The organism is Marmoricola sp. Leaf446 (assembly GCF_001424755.1).
Taxonomy (GTDB): Bacteria; Actinomycetota; Actinomycetes; order Propionibacteriales; family Nocardioidaceae; genus Marmoricola.
Genome location: NZ_LMRF01000001.1, coordinates 52802 through 69615 on the forward strand (window position 1 = coordinate 52802; position 16814 = coordinate 69615).

Here is a 16814-nt window from a genome sequence, read left to right on the forward strand (position 1 = left end):
GCAGTACTTGACTGTCGGTTAGTTGTCAGACATATTACCTACATGTCTAATCGCGTGGCCGTCGTCACAGGTGCCGGTAAGGGGCTGGGTGAGGCCATCGCCCGCGAGATCGCCGCCTCCCAGGTGAGCGTCGTGCTCGCCGGCAGGGCTCTCGAGCCGCTCGAGCGGACGCGAGAACGGATCGTCTCGGCCGGAGGGACGGCGATCGTCAAGCGCACCGACGTGACCGACGCCCAGTCGGTGGCCGAGCTGTTCGACACCGCCGAGGCGGAGTTCGGTCGTCTCGACGTCCTGGTCAACAACGCCGGCGTCACCGCGCACGTCAACCTGGACGACCTCGACGAGTCCGAGTTCGACCGGATCTTCGCCACCAACGTCCGAGGCATGTTCCTCTGCAGCCGCGAGGCGGGCCGGAGGTTCGCCGCCGCAGGCTCGGGTCGTGCCATCAACGTGGCCTCCGTCTTCGGCTTGCTGGGACGTCCCGGGTTCTCGGCGTACTGCGCCTCCAAGGGAGCGGTCGTGAACTTCACCCGCTCGGTGGCCGCGGAGTGGGCAAAGTTCGGCGCGCAGATGAACGCCGTGGCGCCCGGCTACTTCGCGACCGACATCAACGCCGAGCTGCGCGAGGACGACGCCGCCATGGCGAAGGTCCTGCGCCGCATCCCGGCATACCGGATGGGGACTCCGGACGAGCTGGCCAACATCGTGGCCTACCTCGCCCTGCAGGCCCCTGACTTCCTCACCGGACAGACGATCGCCGTCGATGGCGGCGAGTCGAGCGTCTGAGGACGACAAAGGAGATCAGCGTGGTGGAAGCAGTCATCTGCGAGCCGGTGAGGACCCCGGTCGGACGCTACGGCGGGATGTTCAAGGACGTGCCCGTCACGGCGCTCGCCTCGACGGTCGTCAAGGGCCTCGTCGAGCGCACCGGCATCACCTCCGGTGACATCGACGACGTCATCTTCGGCCAGGGTTACCCCAACGGGGAGGCAGCCGCCCTGGGGCGGATCGCCGCACTCGATGCGGGGCTCGACATCGACGTGCCGGGGCTGCAGATCGATCGCCGTTGTGGATCGGGCCTCCAGTCGGTGCTGTACGCCTGCATGCAGGTGGCCACGGGCGGCTCCGAGCTGGTGCTCGCGGGCGGTGCGGAGAGCATGAGCCAGGCGGAGTACTACGTCCCCGACATGCGCTGGAACAACGGCGGAGCTCCTCAGCTCCACGACCGGCTCGCCCGCCCACGACACAACTCAGGCGGTCACCGCTTCCCTGTCGAGGGCGGCATGATCGAGACCGCGGAGAACGTCGGGCGCGAGTACTCCATCAGTCGGCTCGAGCAGGACGAGTGGGCCGTGCGCTCCCACGCGCGCGCCGTGGCAGCGATGGACGGTGGGCTCTTCGACGACGAGACCGTCCCGGTCGTCGTGCCCCAGCGCAAGGGGGACGCGCTCACCATCACCCGGGACGAGCACCCCCGTCCGGGCACCACCGTCGAGAGCCTCGGCCGGTTGCGGCCGATGATGTCCCGGACACGGCCCGACGCCACGGTCACGGCCGGGAACTCCTCCGGCCAGAACGACGCGGCTGCCGTCGCCATCGTGACCACGCCCGAGAAGGCGGAGGCGCTGGGCCTGCGTCCGCTCGCGAGGCTCGTGACCTGGTCGCTCGCCGGCGTCGAGCCGAGGCTGATGGGTATCGGTCCGGTCCCGGCCGCGCAGCGTGCGCTCAAGAACGCCGGCCTCTCCTGGTCCGACATCGACCTCATCGAGCTCAACGAGGCCTTCGCGGCCCAGGTGCTGGGCTGCTTCCGGGGCTGGGGGCTGGCCGAGGCCGACCTCGAGCGGGTCAACGTCAACGGTTCGGGCATCTCGCTGGGGCACCCCATCGGCGCCACCGGCGGCCGGATCCTGGCCAACCTGCTGCGTGAGATGGACCGTCGGGAGTCGCGCTTCGGCATGGAGACCATGTGCATGGGCGGCGGACAGGGCCTCGCGGCCATCTTCGAGCGGATCGCCCGATGACCCGCATCCTCTACCTCAGCATGTCGCGCGAGGAGTACTCGCCCAACTACTTCCCCTTCCTGCGCTCCTACCTCGATCAGATCAGGTCGCCGGACACCGAGGTCGACCTGCGCGGCACCCGCGTTGGTCGCATCGACAGCTTCCGGTTCTTCGAGACCCTCGACTGGATCTCCATCCTCGACTCGGTCATCGAGGCCGAGCTCGACGGCTACGACGCCGTGGCGATCGGCAACATCCTCGATCCCGCCCTTCGTGAGGCCCGCTCCATGGTGGACATCCCGGTCCTCGGGCTGGGCGAGACCTCCATGCTGACGTCGTGCCTGATGGGCAGCTCGTTCTCGCTCGTCGGGGTCAACCCCTACTTCGGCGGTCGGTTCGAGGAGAACGTGGCCAAGTACGGCCTGCGGGAGCGGCTCGCCAGCATCGAGTGCATGGGGCTCACCCCACACGAGCTGGACGCCTGCTTCTCCGACCCGGAGCAGCGGGGGAAGGCCATCGCGTCCTTCGAAGAGGCTGCCCGCGCATCGCTCGACAAGGGCGCGGAGGTCGTGATCCCCGCGGGCGGGAGGCTGACCGCCTTCCTCAACGCCAACGGCATCCGTGAGGTGGACGGGGCGCCCCTGCTGGACGGGACCGTCTCGCTGATCACCGCCACCGAGTCGGCGGTCCGCATCAGGCAACAGAGCGGCACCTTCGTGAGCAGACGACGTCTCTACGCGCGCGCGCCGCAGGCCTCGATCGAGGCCGCTGGTGCGGAGTACGCCGAGCGCTACCAGCTGCCCGCGCTCGGCCGCCTCGCTGCGCGCACCGACACCGAGGAGAAGGCATGAGCTTCGACTACCCGCTCAGCAAGCAGGACGAGTTCATCTCGAACCTCGACCGGCTCCGGACGTATGCGCCGGACCTCGCCACGGCGTTCCGCGGGGTGCGGGTCGCGGCCGACGCCCACGGCCCGCTCGACCACAAGCAGCGCGAGCTCACCCTCCTCGCCGGCTTCGCGGCCACACGCAACGAGGGTGGCTTCCGGGTGCACTGCACCCGGGCGAGCGAGGCCGGCGCCACCGTGGCGGAGATCGAGCACGTGGTCGTCCTCCTCCTGGGCACGAGCCTGGGCCTCGTGCCCGTGGTCGAGGCGCTGACCTGGCTGCACGACGAGCTCGACTGACCACCCGAGGAGAGGACCCCATGACCAACGCCAACGACACCTCCGAACGCCCCGAGACCGCCCTGGTCGTCGGCGCGGGGTCCGGTATCGGCCGCGCCGTCGCCGAGCTCTTCGCGAGCCGAGGAATCCGCACGGTCGCCGCCGACCTCGACCCCACGGGTCCCCGGCAGCTGGCCGACGAGCACGAGCACGTTCACGTCGTCGGCGACGAGGGCTGGGACGCCACCGACCCTGCTGCGTGCGACCGGCTGCTCGAGGCGACGGTGGCCGAGCTCGGCTCCGTCGACCGTGTCGTGTCGACCGTCGGCTGGACCGCGATCACCCGCTTCCTCGACGAGTCGCCGGACTACTGGCGCCGCATCATCGACCTCAACCTCATGTCGGCCATCTACCTGTCGGCCGCAGCAGGTCGGGTGATGAAGGACAACGGTGGCGGCAGCATCGTGCTCACCAGCTCCGAGGCCGGGGTGGCCGGTCAGTCAGGTGAGGCCGTGTACTCCGCGGCCAAGGCCGGCGTGGTGACCCTGGGGAAGGCACTGGCCCGCGAATGGGCGCGCTTCGGGGTCCGGGTCAACGTCGTGGCGCCGGGCGTCACGCAGACGCCCCTGCTCGACAGCCAGGGTGGCGAGGAGCTGCTTGCGAGCGTGGTGCGAGCGATCCCGCTGCGACGCGCCGGTGACCCGGCGGAGATCGCCGCGGCGATCGAGTTCATGTCGTCCCCGGCCGCCAGCTACGTCACGGGCCAGACGCTCTGCGTCGGTGGCGGTCTCACGATGAGCTCGTGACGATCCCCGATGCCCCGCACCACCACCGTTCCGACACGACCGACCGCACCACAGAGGTGAAGCCATGAGCATGCAGGACAAGACCGTCATCATCACTGGAGGCTCCCGCGGGATGGGCCAGCGTCTGGCTCTCAAGCTGGCGGCGCAGCAGGCCAACGTCGTCGTCAACTACCGGCGCGACGACCAGGCCGCCAAGGACACGGTGGCCGAGATCGAGGCCCTCGGCGGGACCGCCCTCGCGGTGCAGGCCGACGTCGCCGACACCGCGGCCGTCGAGTCCCTCGTCGCCCAGTCGGTCGAGCGCTTCGGGAGCATCGACGTCGTCGTCGCCAATGCCGCGGCGAGCGCCTTCAAGCCGCTCTCGCAGATCCACGGCCGGCACATCGACAAGACGATGAGCCTGACCGTCCAGGGGTTCCTCGACCTGGTGCGCCTGACGACCCCGCACATGAACCACGGTGGGCGGGTGATGGCGGTCTCCGGGTGGGACAGCTTCCGGGTCCTGCCGGGTCACGCGCTCCTGGGGGCGGCCAAGGCCGCGATGGAGACCTTGGTGAAGTACCTCGCCATCGAGCTCGCGCGCGACCACATCACCACGGTCGGGGTGTGCCCGGGCCCGATCGACACCGACTCGTTCCGGTACTACGCGGGCGACGCCTGGGAGGACTACGCCCAGCAGTGGCTGGCGCAGACCCCGTCCGGGGCCTACCCCACGCCCGACGAGGTCGCCGACGTCATGGCCTACCTCGTGTCGCCCCAGAGCGCGGCCATCAACGGTCAGACCATCGTCGTCGACGGCGGCCTGTCGCTGGCCACGATGCCGATCGGCTTCGGGCAGGACTGACGGTGAGCAGCGCGAATCCGGCGGTCGCTCAGACCGTCGTGCAGCTCGTGCGGCAGGTGGAGCGTCGTCCCCTCGCACAGGTTGCGGTCGAGGAGTCCGGGGGCGGTCGGGCCCTCACCATCGGCCAGCTGGCCGAGTCCTCCAACCGTCTCGCCAACGCCTTCGTGGGGATGGGTCTCGCGCGAGGAGCCCGGGTCGCCTACGTGGCTCAGAACCACCTGGAGTACGTCGTCCTGGAGTTCGCGCTCCTCAAGGCGGGGCTCGTCAAGGTGCCCCTCAACCCTCGCTTCACCCCGCACGAGCTGCGTCGCTGCCTGGAGCTCGCCGAGGTCCGCCTCGTCGTCGCCGACGAGGCCTCGGCTGCCGCGGTCGACGAGGTGTTCGACGACGGGGGACCCCTCCGGGCCGTGATCGGCACGCGTGAGGGCTGGATGGGCTTCGACGACCTCGTCGCCTCCGGCGCGGCCGGTCCGGTCGCTGTGGAGGTCGCGCCCGACGACCTGTACCACATCCGATTCAGCTCGGGCTCGACCGGAAAGCCCAAGGGAATCGCCATCTCCCATCGCGGGGCCCGCGCCGCGATCTTGGGCAACACCTGGGTGATGTCCACCAGTGGTCCGACGCTCTCGCCGCGGACCCTGCAGGTCGCCCCCCTCGTGTACGCCGGCGGGTGGAGCGTCCTGCCGACCCTCGTGTGCGGCGGCACCAACGTCGTGATGAACCGGTTCGATCCCGACGAGATGCTGCGCGTCGTCGTCGAGGAGCGCATCACCTGGATGTTCGCGGTGCCGACGATGCTCCGACGAGCGGCCGGCTCCTCGGAGCTGCCACGGCTGCGAGGGTCTGCCCTGTCCTGCCTCATGCTTGCCGGGGAGCCGGCCGCCCTCCCCGCGCTCGAGGCCGTCAGCGAGCACACCGACGCGTTGGTGCAGTGCTGGGGCCAGACGGAGGCGCCCGCGTCGACCACGTTGCTCAGCCGTGAGGAGATGGCCCGACCCGAGCTGTGGTCGTCCATCGGGCGGGCCGTGCCGGGTGTGGAGTTCTCGTTGTACGCCGACGGACACGTCCTCGACCGACCCGAACCCGGCGTCGACGGCGAGCTCGTCATCCGCACGCCCAGCATCGCCGCCACGCTGCTGGGCGGGGAGGCGGAGCACGCCGAGCGCCTGCTCCCGGACGGGTGGTGGCGCACCTCCGACCTGGGTCACCTCGACGAGGAGGGCCGCATCTACATCGTCGGACGCGCGAGCGAGACCATCATCACCGGCGGCACGAACATCCAGCCGGTGGAGATCGAGCGGGCGCTCGAGGCGCACCCCGACGTCCGGGAGGCCGTCGTCGTCGGCGTGCCCGACGAGGACTGGGGCGAGACCCCGGCGGCGTACGTCCACGTGGAGGCGCTGGATGCGTCGATGGGGGAGCGGCTCCAGGAGCACCTCCGCTCGCAGCTCGCCGGGTTCAAGCGACCGCGCCACTTGTTCCTGTCCTCCGACCCCCTGCCGCGCGCGTCGGGCGAGTCGAAGATCGCGCGCGGCGACGTCAAGCGCCTGGTGCGGTCATGGGTCGAGGACCCGTCCAGCAGACCTCAGAACGTGGAGAAGGTGGTGCGCCATGGTGGATGACATCGTCGTCGAGGTGACCGACTCGGTCGGCACGGTGCGGCTGAACCGCCCCGACCGGGGCAACTCGGTCACGCCCGACGTGGTGACCCGGCTCGCGGAGTCGGTCCTGGACCTGACGGCCAGGCACGACGTCGGGGCCGTGGTGCTCACGGGCACGGGGTCGGTCTTCTGCGCCGGCGCCGACGTGAAGGACATGTACGAGATCCAGACCGCGCACGGCGCCGACGGCCTCATGGACTACCTCGGCGAGACCTGGATGCCGGCGGTCCAGCGCACCGTGCGGGCGCTGTGGTCGGCACCGAAGCCCGTCGTCGCGGCGTACAACGGTGCCGCGACCGCAGGGGGCCTCGACTTCGGCCTGAGCTGCGACGTCCGCCTGGCCGCTCGGTCGGCACGCTTCGCCGAGAGCTACGTCAACCTCGGCATGGTGCCGGTCGCTGGAGGCGCCTACCTGCTGCCCATGCTGGTCGGGCTCGCCGACGCCACGCGGATGATCGCCTCGGGCGGCTTTGTCGACGCCGGCGAGGCGCTGCGGCTCGGGATGGTGAGCGAGGTCTGCGACGACGGGTCGCTGCTCTCACGCGCCCACGAGGTGGCGGTGGAGATGACGCACGGTCCGTCGGCGACCTTCGCCCGTGCGAAGACGGTGGCACGCGGGGCGCGGACGGCCGAGCTGCATGCCGCCCTCGACGAGAGCCTGGCCGCGAACATCGACCTCATCGCCCTGCCGGAGGTCCGGTCCAAGATCCTCGACGTCATGGAGCGCTACGCCCGGGCGCGTGCCCGTCGTGGCTGAGCCGGGACCCGTACTGACCGACGACGGCGGCCGGGTCGACCCGGGTGCCGTCGTGGGCGTCGTGGGCGAGTCGACGCCCGGGGAGCGGCGGGTAGCGGCGACCCCCGACACCGTCGCTCAGCTGGTCAGGCTCGGCTACCGGGTCCGAGTCGAGGCCGGAGCGGGCACCGGCGCCGACTTCAGCGACGCGGCCTACGCAGCGGCCGGAGCGTCAGTGGCATCACTCACGGAGGCGTGGTCGGGGGATCTGGTGCTCAAGATCAATCCGCCCGACCTTCAGGAGCTCGACCTCCTGGCGGCCGGTGCGACGCTGGTCTCGCTGCTGTCGCCGGCCTTGAGGCCCGACCTCGTCGAGGCGCTGGCCGCCCGTCCCGTGACGGCGTTGGCGATGGACGCCGTCCCGCGGATCTCGCGCGCGCAGTCGCTCGACGTGCTGTCCTCCATGGCCAACATCGCCGGCTACCGCGCCGTGATCGAGGCCTCGCACGCGTTCGGGCACTTCTTCACCGGGCAGATCACCGCGGCTGGCAAGGTCCCGCCGGCCAAGGTCCTGGTCGTGGGCGCCGGCGTCGCGGGCCTGGCGGCCATCGGGACCGCCGGCTCGCTCGGTGCCGTGGTGCGAGCGACCGACCCGAGACCGGAGGTCGCCGAGCAGGTGAGATCACTCGGCGGCACCTACCTGGCCGTGGCGGAGGAGCAGGACGAGGTCTCGTCCACCGGCTACGCCCGCGAGATGGGGGACGACTACCAGGCCCGCGAGCGACGGCTGTACGCCGAGCAGTGCGCCGACGTCGACATCGTCATCACCACCGCGCTCATCCCCGGACGACCCGCGCCGCGCCTCGTCACCGCCGACATGGTCGCCGCCATGCGGCCGGGAAGCGTCATCGTCGACATGGCGGCCGCCAACGGCGGCAACGTGGAAGGGACCGTGACCGGCGAGAGCGTCACGACCCCCCATGGCGTCACGATCATCGGCTACACCGACCTGGCCGGGCGTCTGCCCGCCCAGGCCTCCCAGCTCTTCGGCACCAACCTCCTCAACCTCGTGAAGCTGATGACCCCCGAGCGCGACGGGCGTCTCGTCGTCGACTGGGACGACGTGGTGCTGAGGTCGATGACCGTCGTGCGGCACCACGACGGGGTGACGGAGACGACCTGGCCACCCCCACCTGTGAAGGTCTCCGCGACACCCGCACCGCCTGCCCCGACTGCGACCACGCAGTCCGCCCCCGACCGCGCTCCGAGCCGGCTCCGCCGCCCGATGGCCGTCGCGGGCGCGATCGCACTGTTCGCGCTCGCCGCCCTCTCCCCGCCGCCGCTGCTCGGACACCTGACGGTCTTCGCCCTGGCCGTCGTCGTCGGCTACTACGTGATCGGTCACGTCCACCACGCGCTGCACACGCCGCTGATGTCGGTGACCAACGCCATCTCCGGGATCATCGTGGTCGGAGCCGTCCTGCAGATCGGTCACGGCGACGTCGTCGTCACCGTGCTGGCGACGGCGGCCGTCCTGCTGGCCAGCATCAACGTGTTCGGCGGGTTCGCGGTCACCACGCGGATGCTCTCCATGTTCTCCCGCAGCGGGGGCGGGTCCGCGTGAGCGACGTCGTGACGGTGGAGACGACGGCCCGTGCGGCGTACGTGGTGGCGGCGCTGCTGTTCATCCTGGCGCTGGCAGGCCTCTCCCGGCACGAGTCGGCCACGCTGGGCAACCGGCTGGGGATCACCGGCATGACCGTGGCGTTGGTCGCCACGGTGGCGTTGGCGGTGGACCGCGGGATCTCTGCGACGGGGCTGTCGTTGCTGGTGCTCGCGACCCTGGTCGGCGCAGCCATCGGACTCTGGCGTGCCCGGGTCGTGGAGATGACCGGTATGCCGGAGCTCATCGCCCTGCTGCACTCGTTCGTCGGCCTCGCCGCCGTGCTGGTCGCCTGGAACGGCTACCTCGGTGTCGAGGCGGACCCTTCCGGTGCGGAGCGCTTGGCGCTGGAGGCCCAGGGGATGGCGGGCATCCACTCGGGGGAGGTGGTCGTCGGGGTCTTCATCGGGGCCGTGACGTTCACGGGCTCGGTGGTGGCGTTCCTCAAGCTGTCCGCGAGGATCGGTTCGCGCCCCCTGGTGCTGCCCGGCAAGAACGCGCTCAACATCGGCGCCCTGGTGCTGTTCGCCGGGCTCACCGTCTGGTTCGTCGTCACCCCGGAGCTGTGGGTCCTGGGTCTGGTGACCGTGGTCGCGCTGGTCCTCGGCTGGCACCTCGTCGCCTCGATCGGCGGCGGGGACATGCCCGTCGTGGTCTCGATGCTGAACTCCTACTCCGGGTGGGCAGCAGCTGCCTCCGGGTTCCTGCTGGACAACGACCTGCTCATCATCACCGGCGCCCTCGTCGGATCGTCCGGTGCCTATCTCTCTTACATCATGTGCGCCGCCATGAACCGCTCGTTCGTCTCGGTGATCGCCGGGGGGTTCGGGATCGAGGCCCCGGCCTCGGGCGACACCGAGCACGGGGAACACCGTGAGACCACGGCGGAGGCCGTCGCGGAGCTGCTCGGCTCGGCCTCCTCCGTGGTCGTCACCCCCGGTTACGGCATGGCGGTGGCGCAGGCCCAGCACGGTGTGGCCGACCTGTGCCGGCTGCTGCGCGAACGCGGCGTCGACGTCCGCTTCGGGATCCACCCGGTGGCGGGGCGCCTGCCCGGTCACATGAACGTCCTCCTGGCCGAGGCGAAGGTTCCCTACGACGTCGTGCTGGAGATGGACGAGGTCAACGACGACCTCGCGGCCACCTCGGTCGTGCTGGTGATCGGGGCCAACGACACGGTGAACCCGGCCGCCATGGACGACCCGACCAGCCCGATCGCCGGCATGCCCGTCCTGCGCGTGTGGGAGGCGCAGGACGTGGTCGTCTTCAAGAGATCCATGGCTGCGGGCTACGCCGGTGTGCAGAACCCACTGTTCTTCCGCGACAACACCCAGATGCTGTTCGGCGACGCCAAGGACCGCGTGGAGGACATCCTCCGCGCCCTGTGAGGGGCGCGCCGCAGCAAGCGGGCCAGGCGCGAAGGCCTACGTCGGCAGCCGGAGCCGACGACTCGCCCGGTAACGGGTGTCGTGGTACGCCGACCAGAGGCCGTCGACCAGCTCGAGCACATCGGCCTGTCCCCAGCGTCGCGTCCATTCGAAGGGGCCCGACGGGTAGTTGGTGCCGAGCTGCATCGCGACGTCGATGTCGTCGGGCGACGCCACGCCGTGGAGCGCTGTCTCCCAGGCCTCGTTGATGATGACGGCCAAGGTGCGTGCGAGGACCAGGCCGGGTGCGTCCGCGACCTCGTGGACGCTCACCCCGGCGTCGCCGAGGATCGTCGCGAGCTGACCGAGGGTGTCGCCGGTGCCGGCTGAGGTGGCCACCGCGACGGCAGAGGCGTCGTCAGGACTCAGCACGCGGTCGACCAGCACCACGGGAGCTCCGCCCAGGGCTGCGGACTCCTCCTGGGCCGTGCGTCCCCGCGTGATCCGCACGACCGTGTCGTCGAGGAGCACCACGCCAGGCTCGGACTGCGGGTCGTGCTCGACCTCGACGCCGGCGCGCACCAGGAACGAGTCGAGCTGCGAGGACCCTCGGCCGGAGACCACCTGCAGCGGGCGGCCGGCGGGTGCGACGGGGGTCGACCGAGGTGGGGTCGCGCCCTCGGCGTAGGAGTAGAAGCCCTGGCCGCGCTTGCGGCCGTACCGGCCTGCGGCCACGAGCTCGTCCTGGATGCGCGACGGCTCGAACCGAGGGTCGAAGTTGAAGGCGGTCCACACCGACCGGGTGACCGCCGCGTTGACGTCGTTGCCGATGAGGTCCATCAGCTCGAAGGGGCCCATGCGGAACTGCCCCGCCCCCCGCACCACGGCGTCGATCGTCGCGGGGTCCGTGACCTGCTCCTCGACCAGGCGCAGCGCCTCGCCGTAGAACCCGCGCGCGACGCGGTTCACGATGAAACCGGGGGCGGACCGCACCCGGGCCACGTCCTTGCCCCAGGCGACGGCGAGGTCGGCGACCTCGTCGGCGACGTCCGGGTCGGTCTGCACCCCGCGCACCACCTCGACGAGTCGCATGACCGGGACGGGGTTGAAGAAGTGCATGCCCACGACCCGCTCGGGGGTCGGGGTGCCGGCGGCGATCTCGGTCACCGACAGGGAGGAGGTGTTGGTGGCGAGGATGGCTTGGGCGCCGAAGTGCTCCGCCGCGCTGCTCAGCACGTCGGTCTTCACCGCGAGGGACTCGAGCACCGCCTCGATCACCAGCGTGCGGGGGCCGACGGCTGCGTCGGCCACCGCGGTGTGGGTGTGCAGGAGCTCGCCGAGCCGGCCGGCGACGTCCGGGTGCCGGCGGGCCAGGCGGGATCCGATGTCGGTGGCGGCGGCGTGCAGCTGCGCGCTGTCGGGGTCCACCAGTGCCACCGAGTGACCCGCCGCGAGGGCGATCTGGGCTATGCCCCGGCCCATCGTCCCCGCTCCGATCACGCAGACGGTTGTCAGCTCACGGGTCGTCACAGCGTCGTCCTCGCTTGTCGGCCCGATCGAGCGGGCGGTTGCTTGCCGGTAGGTGTCAGACAATGTACGGTACTGTCAGACTTTTACCAATGGGCAATCGCCTGACCATGGCGGGGCGGAGGATTCACGGGGATGATCTGTCAGCACGCCGACGTCTCGGTCGGCAAGGGCGTGGCCACCGCCACGACGATCCGTCATCACGGGCCCGGCAGGTCCTGCCGATGAGCGGCCTCAACAGCGACCTCCGGGAGTTCCTCGACGTCGTCGACAAGGTGGCTGCCGCCGCGGCGGACGTGACCGACGACGTCGACCGCTGGGCACCGGTGGAGAGCGCCGGTCTGTGGACCCTGGCGCGCGACACCGCCGAGGAGTCCGACGCCGTCGAGTGGCTGGCGCACACCGTGCGCGTCGCCGCCGGACGATTCCCCGCCCTCGGATACGTCCTCGCAGGCAGGTACGCCGCGGACCTGGTCGTCGACACCGACGCGGTTCAGTCACCGACCTTCGCGCTGGTGTCGAGCCTCGCCAAGCCCGTCGTGGCGACCTCCCCGGCGCCGGACGCGATCGTCCTCCTCGACGTCGACGCCGGGTCGTTGCACCTGGTGACCTGGGAGGACGTCGAGGCCGAGCACGCCCCACGGACCGGTCTCGAGGCCGCACGTGCCGCGGTCCTCGCCTCGCCGACGGCTCCGTCGGCACTGGCAGCCGACCAGGCCGAGGTGCTCGCCGCGTGGGAGCTCCTGGTGGGCGCAGCACTGGTCGGCGTCGCGGAGCGGGCGGTGCAGCTGACGTCGTCGTACGTCCTGGAGCGCAAGCAGTTCGGTGTCCCGATCGGATCGTTCGCCGGCCTGCGAGCTCTCGTGGCCGGCATGTCCCTGCGGGTGGAGCCCGTGCGGGCGCAGCTCGACCTGGCGCTCCGGGGCGAGGCGCCGGGGGACGGGGTTGCGGCGTCGGCGGGGCGCGTGGCCGTCGACAACTGTCTCGACGCCATCCAGTGCCACGGCGGCTACGGCTACATCGACGAGTACCCGGTCGCCGGACTGCTGAGGGACGCGATCAGCCTGCAGGCGCGCTCGGGCGGCCGCCGGCTGCACGTCGCGCGGGTAGCGACGCGTGGCCTCGGCGAGCCTGCGGGACGGCCGTCGTGAGCGCCGATCCGGCAGCCCTCGGTGCGCCCTTCCGGGCCACCCAGATCCTGCGACCGCGGGCCCAGGTCGAGCACCAGATCCGCGAGGGCATCTTGGGCGGGGACTTCCGGCAGGGCGAGAAGCTCCCGCCGGAGACGGCGCTCGCCCAGCAGTTCGGCGTCAGCCGTCCGACGGTCCGCGAGGCGCTGGGCTCGCTGGTGGCCGCCGGGCTCATCCGCAAGGTCCCCGGCGTCGCCGGAGGAAGCTTCGTCAACAGCGTCACCCCCGACTCGCTCAGCTCGATGCTCAGCGAGTCGATGGACACCATCGTCCGCCTGGGCTCGCTCGACATCGACGAGCTCACGTCGATGCGCCGCGTGCTCGAGGTCCCAGCCGCCTCCTGGGCGGCCCGCAACCGCCAGGAGCGTCAGGTCGTCGTGCTCCAGGACATCGTGCACCGCCAGCGCACCACGACCATCGACGATCCCGACATCGCGGTCTACGACCGCGACTTCCACGTCGAGATCGCGCGCGCCTCGGGCAACAGGTTGCTGTCGGCCTTCATCGCCGCGATCCACGAGACCACCCTGCCCGCGCAGTACCTGTGCGTGACACCCGAGGTCGGCCGCGAGACGGTCCGGCAGCACATGGCCATCGTGAGCGCGATCCGCGACGGCTCGGCCGACGACGCAGGGCGGGCCATGGACCAGCACCTGGAGTACGTCCTGCGGTACTCCACCACGACCCCGAACGAGGTGGACGCATGAGCTCGACCGGACCGCTCCACGGCGTGCGCGTCGTCGACATCGCTTCGTCGTACGCCGCTCCGACCGCGTCGATGTACCTCGCCGACATGGGCGCCGACGTCATCAAGATCGAGCCGCTGCGCGGTGACGACGCGCGGGGCTGGGGGCCGCCGTTCCTCAACGGCGAGGCCGCCTGGTTCCTCTCGGTGAACCGCAACAAGCGCAGCATGTGCCTCGACCTGCGCAGCACCCGAGGGCGCGAGCTGCTCTTCGAGCTGCTGGAGTCAGCCGACGTCTTCATCGAGAACATCGTCCCGACCAAGCTCGAGAAGCACGGTCTCGGCCTGGCGGACCTGCACGCGCGGTTCCCTCGGCTGGTCATCTGCGCGTTCTCCGGGTTCGGGCTCGACGGCCCGGACGCGGGGCTGCCTGGCTACGACCTGATCGCGCAGGCACGCTCGGGGATGATGAGCGTCACCGGTGACGACGGCATCCCCCAGCGTGTGAGCACGGCGCTGTCCGACGTCGCCTCCGGGACCGTGGCCGCGTTCGCCATCGCTGCCGCCCTCGTGCGCCAGCAGCAGACCGGTGAGGGTGAGATCGTCGACATCGCCCTGCTCGAGGCCGACCTCGCCCTGATGTCGCCGCGCGTCGCGAGCTTCCTCGCCGGGGACCCCGAGCCCGCGCCGTGCGGGGGGTCGGACTCCGTCGTGGCGATCTACCAGTCCATGCGGACCGCCGACCGCACCATCGTCATCGCCCTCGGCAACGACAACCACTGGCAGCGCGCGTGCGCGGCACTGCACCTCGAACACCTCGCCGAGCGCGAGGACCTCCGCACGAACGCGGGCCGGCGGGAGTCGCGCAGCGAGGTCGTCGGGGAGTTCCAGGCCAGGCTCGAGACGATGCCGTCCGCGCACGTGCTCAAGCTGCTCCAGGAGGTGGGTGTGCCCTGCGCGCCCATCAACTACCTATCCGAGGTCGTGACGGATCCCCAGGTCGTCGCCCGAGGAGCCATCGTCGACTACGAGCACCCGGTCGCAGGGGTGTTCCGCGGCGTGGGTGCCCCCTGGCGCCTGTCCTCCGACCCGGTCGATCGTCAGGCACGTCTCCCGGCGCCGCTGCGCGGCGAGCACGGCCACGAGATCCTGGAGGAGCTGGGTCTGGACGAGCACGCCATCGCCCGGCTGGCCGAGGAGAGTGTCGTATGGGTCCCATGATCGAGACGTCACGCTCCGGGCGGGTCCTGACCATCGAGCTCTCCCGCCCCCAGCAGCTCAACGCGCTCAACTCCGAGGTCCTCACGCTGCTGCGGGAGACGATCACCGACGCCCAGCACGATGCCGCGGTCGGCTGCGTCGTGATCCGCGGCGCCGGGCCTCGCGCGTTCAGCGCCGGGGCCGACCTCGAGGAGATCCGCGGTCTCGGTGTGGAGGCGGCTCAGGAGTTCATCAACGCCGGTCACCGCACGATGAAGGCGATTGCCGCTTCCGACGTCCCCGTCATCGCTGCCGTGGACGGCTACGCCCTCGGCGGCGGCTTCGAGCTCGCCCTGGCCTGCCACCTGGTGGTTGCGTCCGACCGCAGCCAGTTCGGTCTGCCGGAGGCTCGCATCGGCTGCATGCCGGGCTTCGGCGGCACCCAACGACTTCCGCTGGCGGTCGGGGCACCCGCTGCCATGCACCTGCTGCTGACGGGTGAGCGCATCCGCGCTGACCGTGCCTGGCAGGTCGGCCTGCTCTCGGTGCCGCCGCTCGACCCCGGGTCGCTGGAGGAGGAGGTGACCCGCATCGCGGACCTGATCGCGTCGGGCAGCCGCCGCGGTGTAGCCAACATCCTGGACGCAGCGCGCCGTGCCGTCGCGCCGGCCGCGCTGGAGCACGAAGCCGCCCTGGCGGCCCTGTCCATCGCGTCCCGCGACGGCCAGGAGGGCATCACCTCCTTCGCCGAGCGACGCGCCCCCCTGTTCCACGAGGAGCTGTCATGACCCACGTCTGGCCCACGGTCGACGCCGACGTCATCAAGACCGTCGACACAATCATCGACCGGACCATCCATCCTGCTGCCGCGACCACCGACGCCGGAGGCGTGTTCCCAGCAGAGGCGATCGCCGACCTCGCCCGTGAGGGCCTCGGCGTCATGCTGGTGCCGACGGACCTCGGCGGCGCCGACACCTCGAGCTCGACGTACGCGGAGGCGCTGGCCCGGATCAGCGCTGCCTGCGGGTCGACCTCGACGGTCTACATGACGCAGATGCACTGCGCCCACCCCCTGCACCTGCAGGCGACGCGCGAACAGGCGCACACGTGGGTCCGGCGACTGTGCGACGGGAGCGCGATCGGCTCGATCGCCCTCACCGAGCCCAGCGCCGGGTCGGACGTCAGCACGATGCGGACCCTGGCGCGACGCGACGGTGACGAGTACGTCATCACGGGCGAGAAGACGTTCATCTCCAACGGCGACCGGGCCGACGTGGTCGTGCTGTTCGCCTCGGTCGACCTGGCCCAGGGCAAGCAGGGCGTGACCGCGTTCCTGCTCGAGACCGAGGGCCTGGCCGGCCTCGAGGTCGGCCGACCGATGAAGAAGCTGGGGCAGAAGGGTGCCTCGACGGTCACCCTGGCGCTGCAGGAGTGTCGGATCCCGGTGGCCAACCGCATCGGCGAGGAGGGTGGCGGCTACCCGCTGCTGCTGCGCTCGGTGGTCCGCTCGCGGATCAGCGCGGCCGCCCAGGGTCTGGGCTTCGCGGAAGGCGCCTACGACTCCACCGTCACCTGGGCCGGCGAGCACGGCCTGCTCTCGTCGCGCACGCCGGGCGCCCAGGACCTGCAGTTCGAGCTCGCACGGCTGCGAGGCGAGATCGCCGCGGCCCGCGCCATGCTGCTCTCGGTGTGCGACACCGTGGACACCAGTCCCGAGGAGCCCGTCGCCGAGGTGTCGCTGGTGAAGCTGCACTGCACCGCCCTCGGCACGCGCGTGGCAGCGGCCTGCCTCGACCTGCTCGGGCCGGCGGGTGACGACGTGGCATTGGGCGTCGAGCGACGCCTGCGCGACGCCAAGATCGCCGAGATCTACGACGGCACCAACCAGATCCAGAGCATGCTCGTCGCCCGCGACACCAACCTCGCCGCCAAGGCGGGCCGGGCAGCTCGTTGAGAACGACCACCCCCAG

The 16814-nt window shown here is 71.1% G+C and carries 16 protein-coding genes; 15 read left to right on the forward strand and 1 reads right to left on the reverse strand.

Annotated features, from left to right (window positions below; all coding sequences use genetic code 11):
• The first annotated feature begins 42 nt into the window (after positions 1–42).
• From ASG49_RS00255 to pntB, 10 genes are all read left to right on the forward strand, one after another.
• The gene (locus ASG49_RS00255) at positions 43–786 is read left to right on the forward strand and encodes an SDR family NAD(P)-dependent oxidoreductase (protein ID WP_056535567.1); all 744 of its coding nucleotides are present in this window, start codon (positions 43–45) and stop codon (positions 784–786) included.
• Positions 787–806: 20 nt separating this feature from the next.
• Positions 807–2021, forward strand: coding sequence for an acetyl-CoA C-acetyltransferase (locus ASG49_RS00260; protein WP_056535570.1), 1215 nt, complete (start codon positions 807–809; stop codon positions 2019–2021).
• Positions 2018–2851 (forward strand): aspartate/glutamate racemase family protein, encoded by an 834-nt coding sequence (locus ASG49_RS00265; protein WP_056535572.1) that lies wholly within the window; start codon positions 2018–2020, stop codon positions 2849–2851. The genes ASG49_RS00260 and ASG49_RS00265 overlap by 4 nt, the downstream gene beginning before the upstream one ends.
• On the forward strand, positions 2848–3186 hold the full coding sequence (locus ASG49_RS00270; RefSeq protein ID WP_056535576.1) for a carboxymuconolactone decarboxylase family protein: 339 nt from the start codon (positions 2848–2850) through the stop codon (positions 3184–3186). Before ASG49_RS00265 ends, ASG49_RS00270 begins: the two co-directional genes overlap by 4 nt.
• 20 nt (positions 3187–3206) lie before the next feature.
• Positions 3207–3971 (forward strand): SDR family NAD(P)-dependent oxidoreductase, encoded by a 765-nt coding sequence (locus ASG49_RS00275; RefSeq protein ID WP_082533671.1) that lies wholly within the window; start codon positions 3207–3209, stop codon positions 3969–3971.
• A 64-nt stretch (positions 3972–4035) separates the two neighbouring features.
• Positions 4036–4815 carry an SDR family oxidoreductase gene (locus ASG49_RS00280; protein ID WP_200936164.1) on the forward strand — a complete coding sequence of 260 codons (780 nt, stop codon included), beginning with the start codon at positions 4036–4038 and terminating at the stop codon, positions 4813–4815.
• A 2-nt stretch (positions 4816–4817) separates the two neighbouring features.
• Positions 4818–6437, forward strand: a complete 1620-nt coding sequence (locus ASG49_RS00285; RefSeq protein WP_082533672.1) for a class I adenylate-forming enzyme family protein — start codon at positions 4818–4820, stop codon at positions 6435–6437.
• Entirely contained in the window at positions 6427–7233 is an 807-nt protein-coding gene (locus tag ASG49_RS00290) for an enoyl-CoA hydratase/isomerase family protein (RefSeq protein ID WP_056535579.1), read from the forward strand. The genes ASG49_RS00285 and ASG49_RS00290 overlap by 11 nt, the downstream gene beginning before the upstream one ends.
• Entirely contained in the window at positions 7226–8836 is a 1611-nt protein-coding gene (locus ASG49_RS00295) for a Re/Si-specific NAD(P)(+) transhydrogenase subunit alpha (protein ID WP_235561953.1), read from the forward strand. Before ASG49_RS00290 ends, ASG49_RS00295 begins: the two co-directional genes overlap by 8 nt.
• The gene (gene pntB, locus ASG49_RS00300; RefSeq protein ID WP_056535583.1) at positions 8833–10263 is read left to right on the forward strand and encodes a Re/Si-specific NAD(P)(+) transhydrogenase subunit beta; all 1431 of its coding nucleotides are present in this window, start codon (positions 8833–8835) and stop codon (positions 10261–10263) included. Before ASG49_RS00295 ends, pntB begins: the two co-directional genes overlap by 4 nt.
• A 36-nt stretch (positions 10264–10299) precedes the next feature.
• Here pntB and ASG49_RS00305 read toward each other — a convergent pair whose 3' ends face one another.
• The gene (locus ASG49_RS00305) at positions 10300–11772 is read right to left on the reverse strand and encodes a 3-hydroxyacyl-CoA dehydrogenase (RefSeq protein ID WP_200936165.1); all 1473 of its coding nucleotides are present in this window, start codon (positions 11770–11772) and stop codon (positions 10300–10302) included.
• A 221-nt stretch (positions 11773–11993) separates the two neighbouring features.
• On the opposite strand from ASG49_RS00305, the gene ASG49_RS00310 reads away from it, so the two are divergent.
• Genes ASG49_RS00310 through ASG49_RS00330 form a run of 5 tightly spaced genes read left to right on the forward strand, consistent with a single transcriptional unit; the run spans position 11994 to position 16798 of the window.
• Entirely contained in the window at positions 11994–12920 is a 927-nt protein-coding gene (locus ASG49_RS00310; protein WP_056535589.1) for an acyl-CoA dehydrogenase family protein, read from the forward strand.
• Complete coding sequence (locus ASG49_RS00315; RefSeq protein ID WP_056535591.1) at positions 12917–13666, forward strand: FadR/GntR family transcriptional regulator; 750 nt, start codon at positions 12917–12919, stop codon at positions 13664–13666. Before ASG49_RS00310 ends, ASG49_RS00315 begins: the two co-directional genes overlap by 4 nt.
• Complete coding sequence (locus ASG49_RS00320; RefSeq protein WP_056535594.1) at positions 13663–14865, forward strand: CaiB/BaiF CoA-transferase family protein; 1203 nt, start codon at positions 13663–13665, stop codon at positions 14863–14865. Before ASG49_RS00315 ends, ASG49_RS00320 begins: the two co-directional genes overlap by 4 nt.
• Entirely contained in the window at positions 14862–15632 is a 771-nt protein-coding gene (locus ASG49_RS00325; RefSeq protein ID WP_200936166.1) for an enoyl-CoA hydratase/isomerase family protein, read from the forward strand. The genes ASG49_RS00320 and ASG49_RS00325 overlap by 4 nt, the downstream gene beginning before the upstream one ends.
• Positions 15629–16798 carry an acyl-CoA dehydrogenase family protein gene (locus ASG49_RS00330; RefSeq protein ID WP_056535599.1) on the forward strand — a complete coding sequence of 390 codons (1170 nt, stop codon included), beginning with the start codon at positions 15629–15631 and terminating at the stop codon, positions 16796–16798. The genes ASG49_RS00325 and ASG49_RS00330 overlap by 4 nt, the downstream gene beginning before the upstream one ends.
• Positions 16799–16814 lie beyond the last annotated feature (16 nt).

What these genes read in the sequence shown, in the direction of transcription:
- ASG49_RS00290 (WP_056535579.1), top strand. Translation starts at nt 6,427, where the DNA reads ATGGTGGATGACATCGTCGTCGAGGTGACCGACTCGGTCGGCACGGTG.
- ASG49_RS00265 (WP_056535572.1), top strand. Translation starts at nt 2,018, where the DNA reads ATGACCCGCATCCTCTACCTCAGCATGTCGCGCGAGGAGTACTCGCCC.
- ASG49_RS00310 (WP_056535589.1), top strand. Translation starts at nt 11,994, where the DNA reads ATGAGCGGCCTCAACAGCGACCTCCGGGAGTTCCTCGACGTCGTCGAC.
- ASG49_RS00325 (WP_200936166.1), top strand. Translation starts at nt 14,862, where the DNA reads ATGATCGAGACGTCACGCTCCGGGCGGGTCCTGACCATCGAGCTCTCC.
- ASG49_RS00330 (WP_056535599.1), top strand. Translation starts at nt 15,629, where the DNA reads ATGACCCACGTCTGGCCCACGGTCGACGCCGACGTCATCAAGACCGTC.
- ASG49_RS00275 (WP_082533671.1), top strand. Translation starts at nt 3,207, where the DNA reads ATGACCAACGCCAACGACACCTCCGAACGCCCCGAGACCGCCCTGGTC.
- ASG49_RS00255 (WP_056535567.1), top strand. Translation starts at nt 43, where the DNA reads ATGTCTAATCGCGTGGCCGTCGTCACAGGTGCCGGTAAGGGGCTGGGT.
- ASG49_RS00270 (WP_056535576.1), top strand. Translation starts at nt 2,848, where the DNA reads ATGAGCTTCGACTACCCGCTCAGCAAGCAGGACGAGTTCATCTCGAAC.
- ASG49_RS00280 (WP_200936164.1), top strand. Translation starts at nt 4,036, where the DNA reads ATGAGCATGCAGGACAAGACCGTCATCATCACTGGAGGCTCCCGCGGG.
- ASG49_RS00320 (WP_056535594.1), top strand. Translation starts at nt 13,663, where the DNA reads ATGAGCTCGACCGGACCGCTCCACGGCGTGCGCGTCGTCGACATCGCT.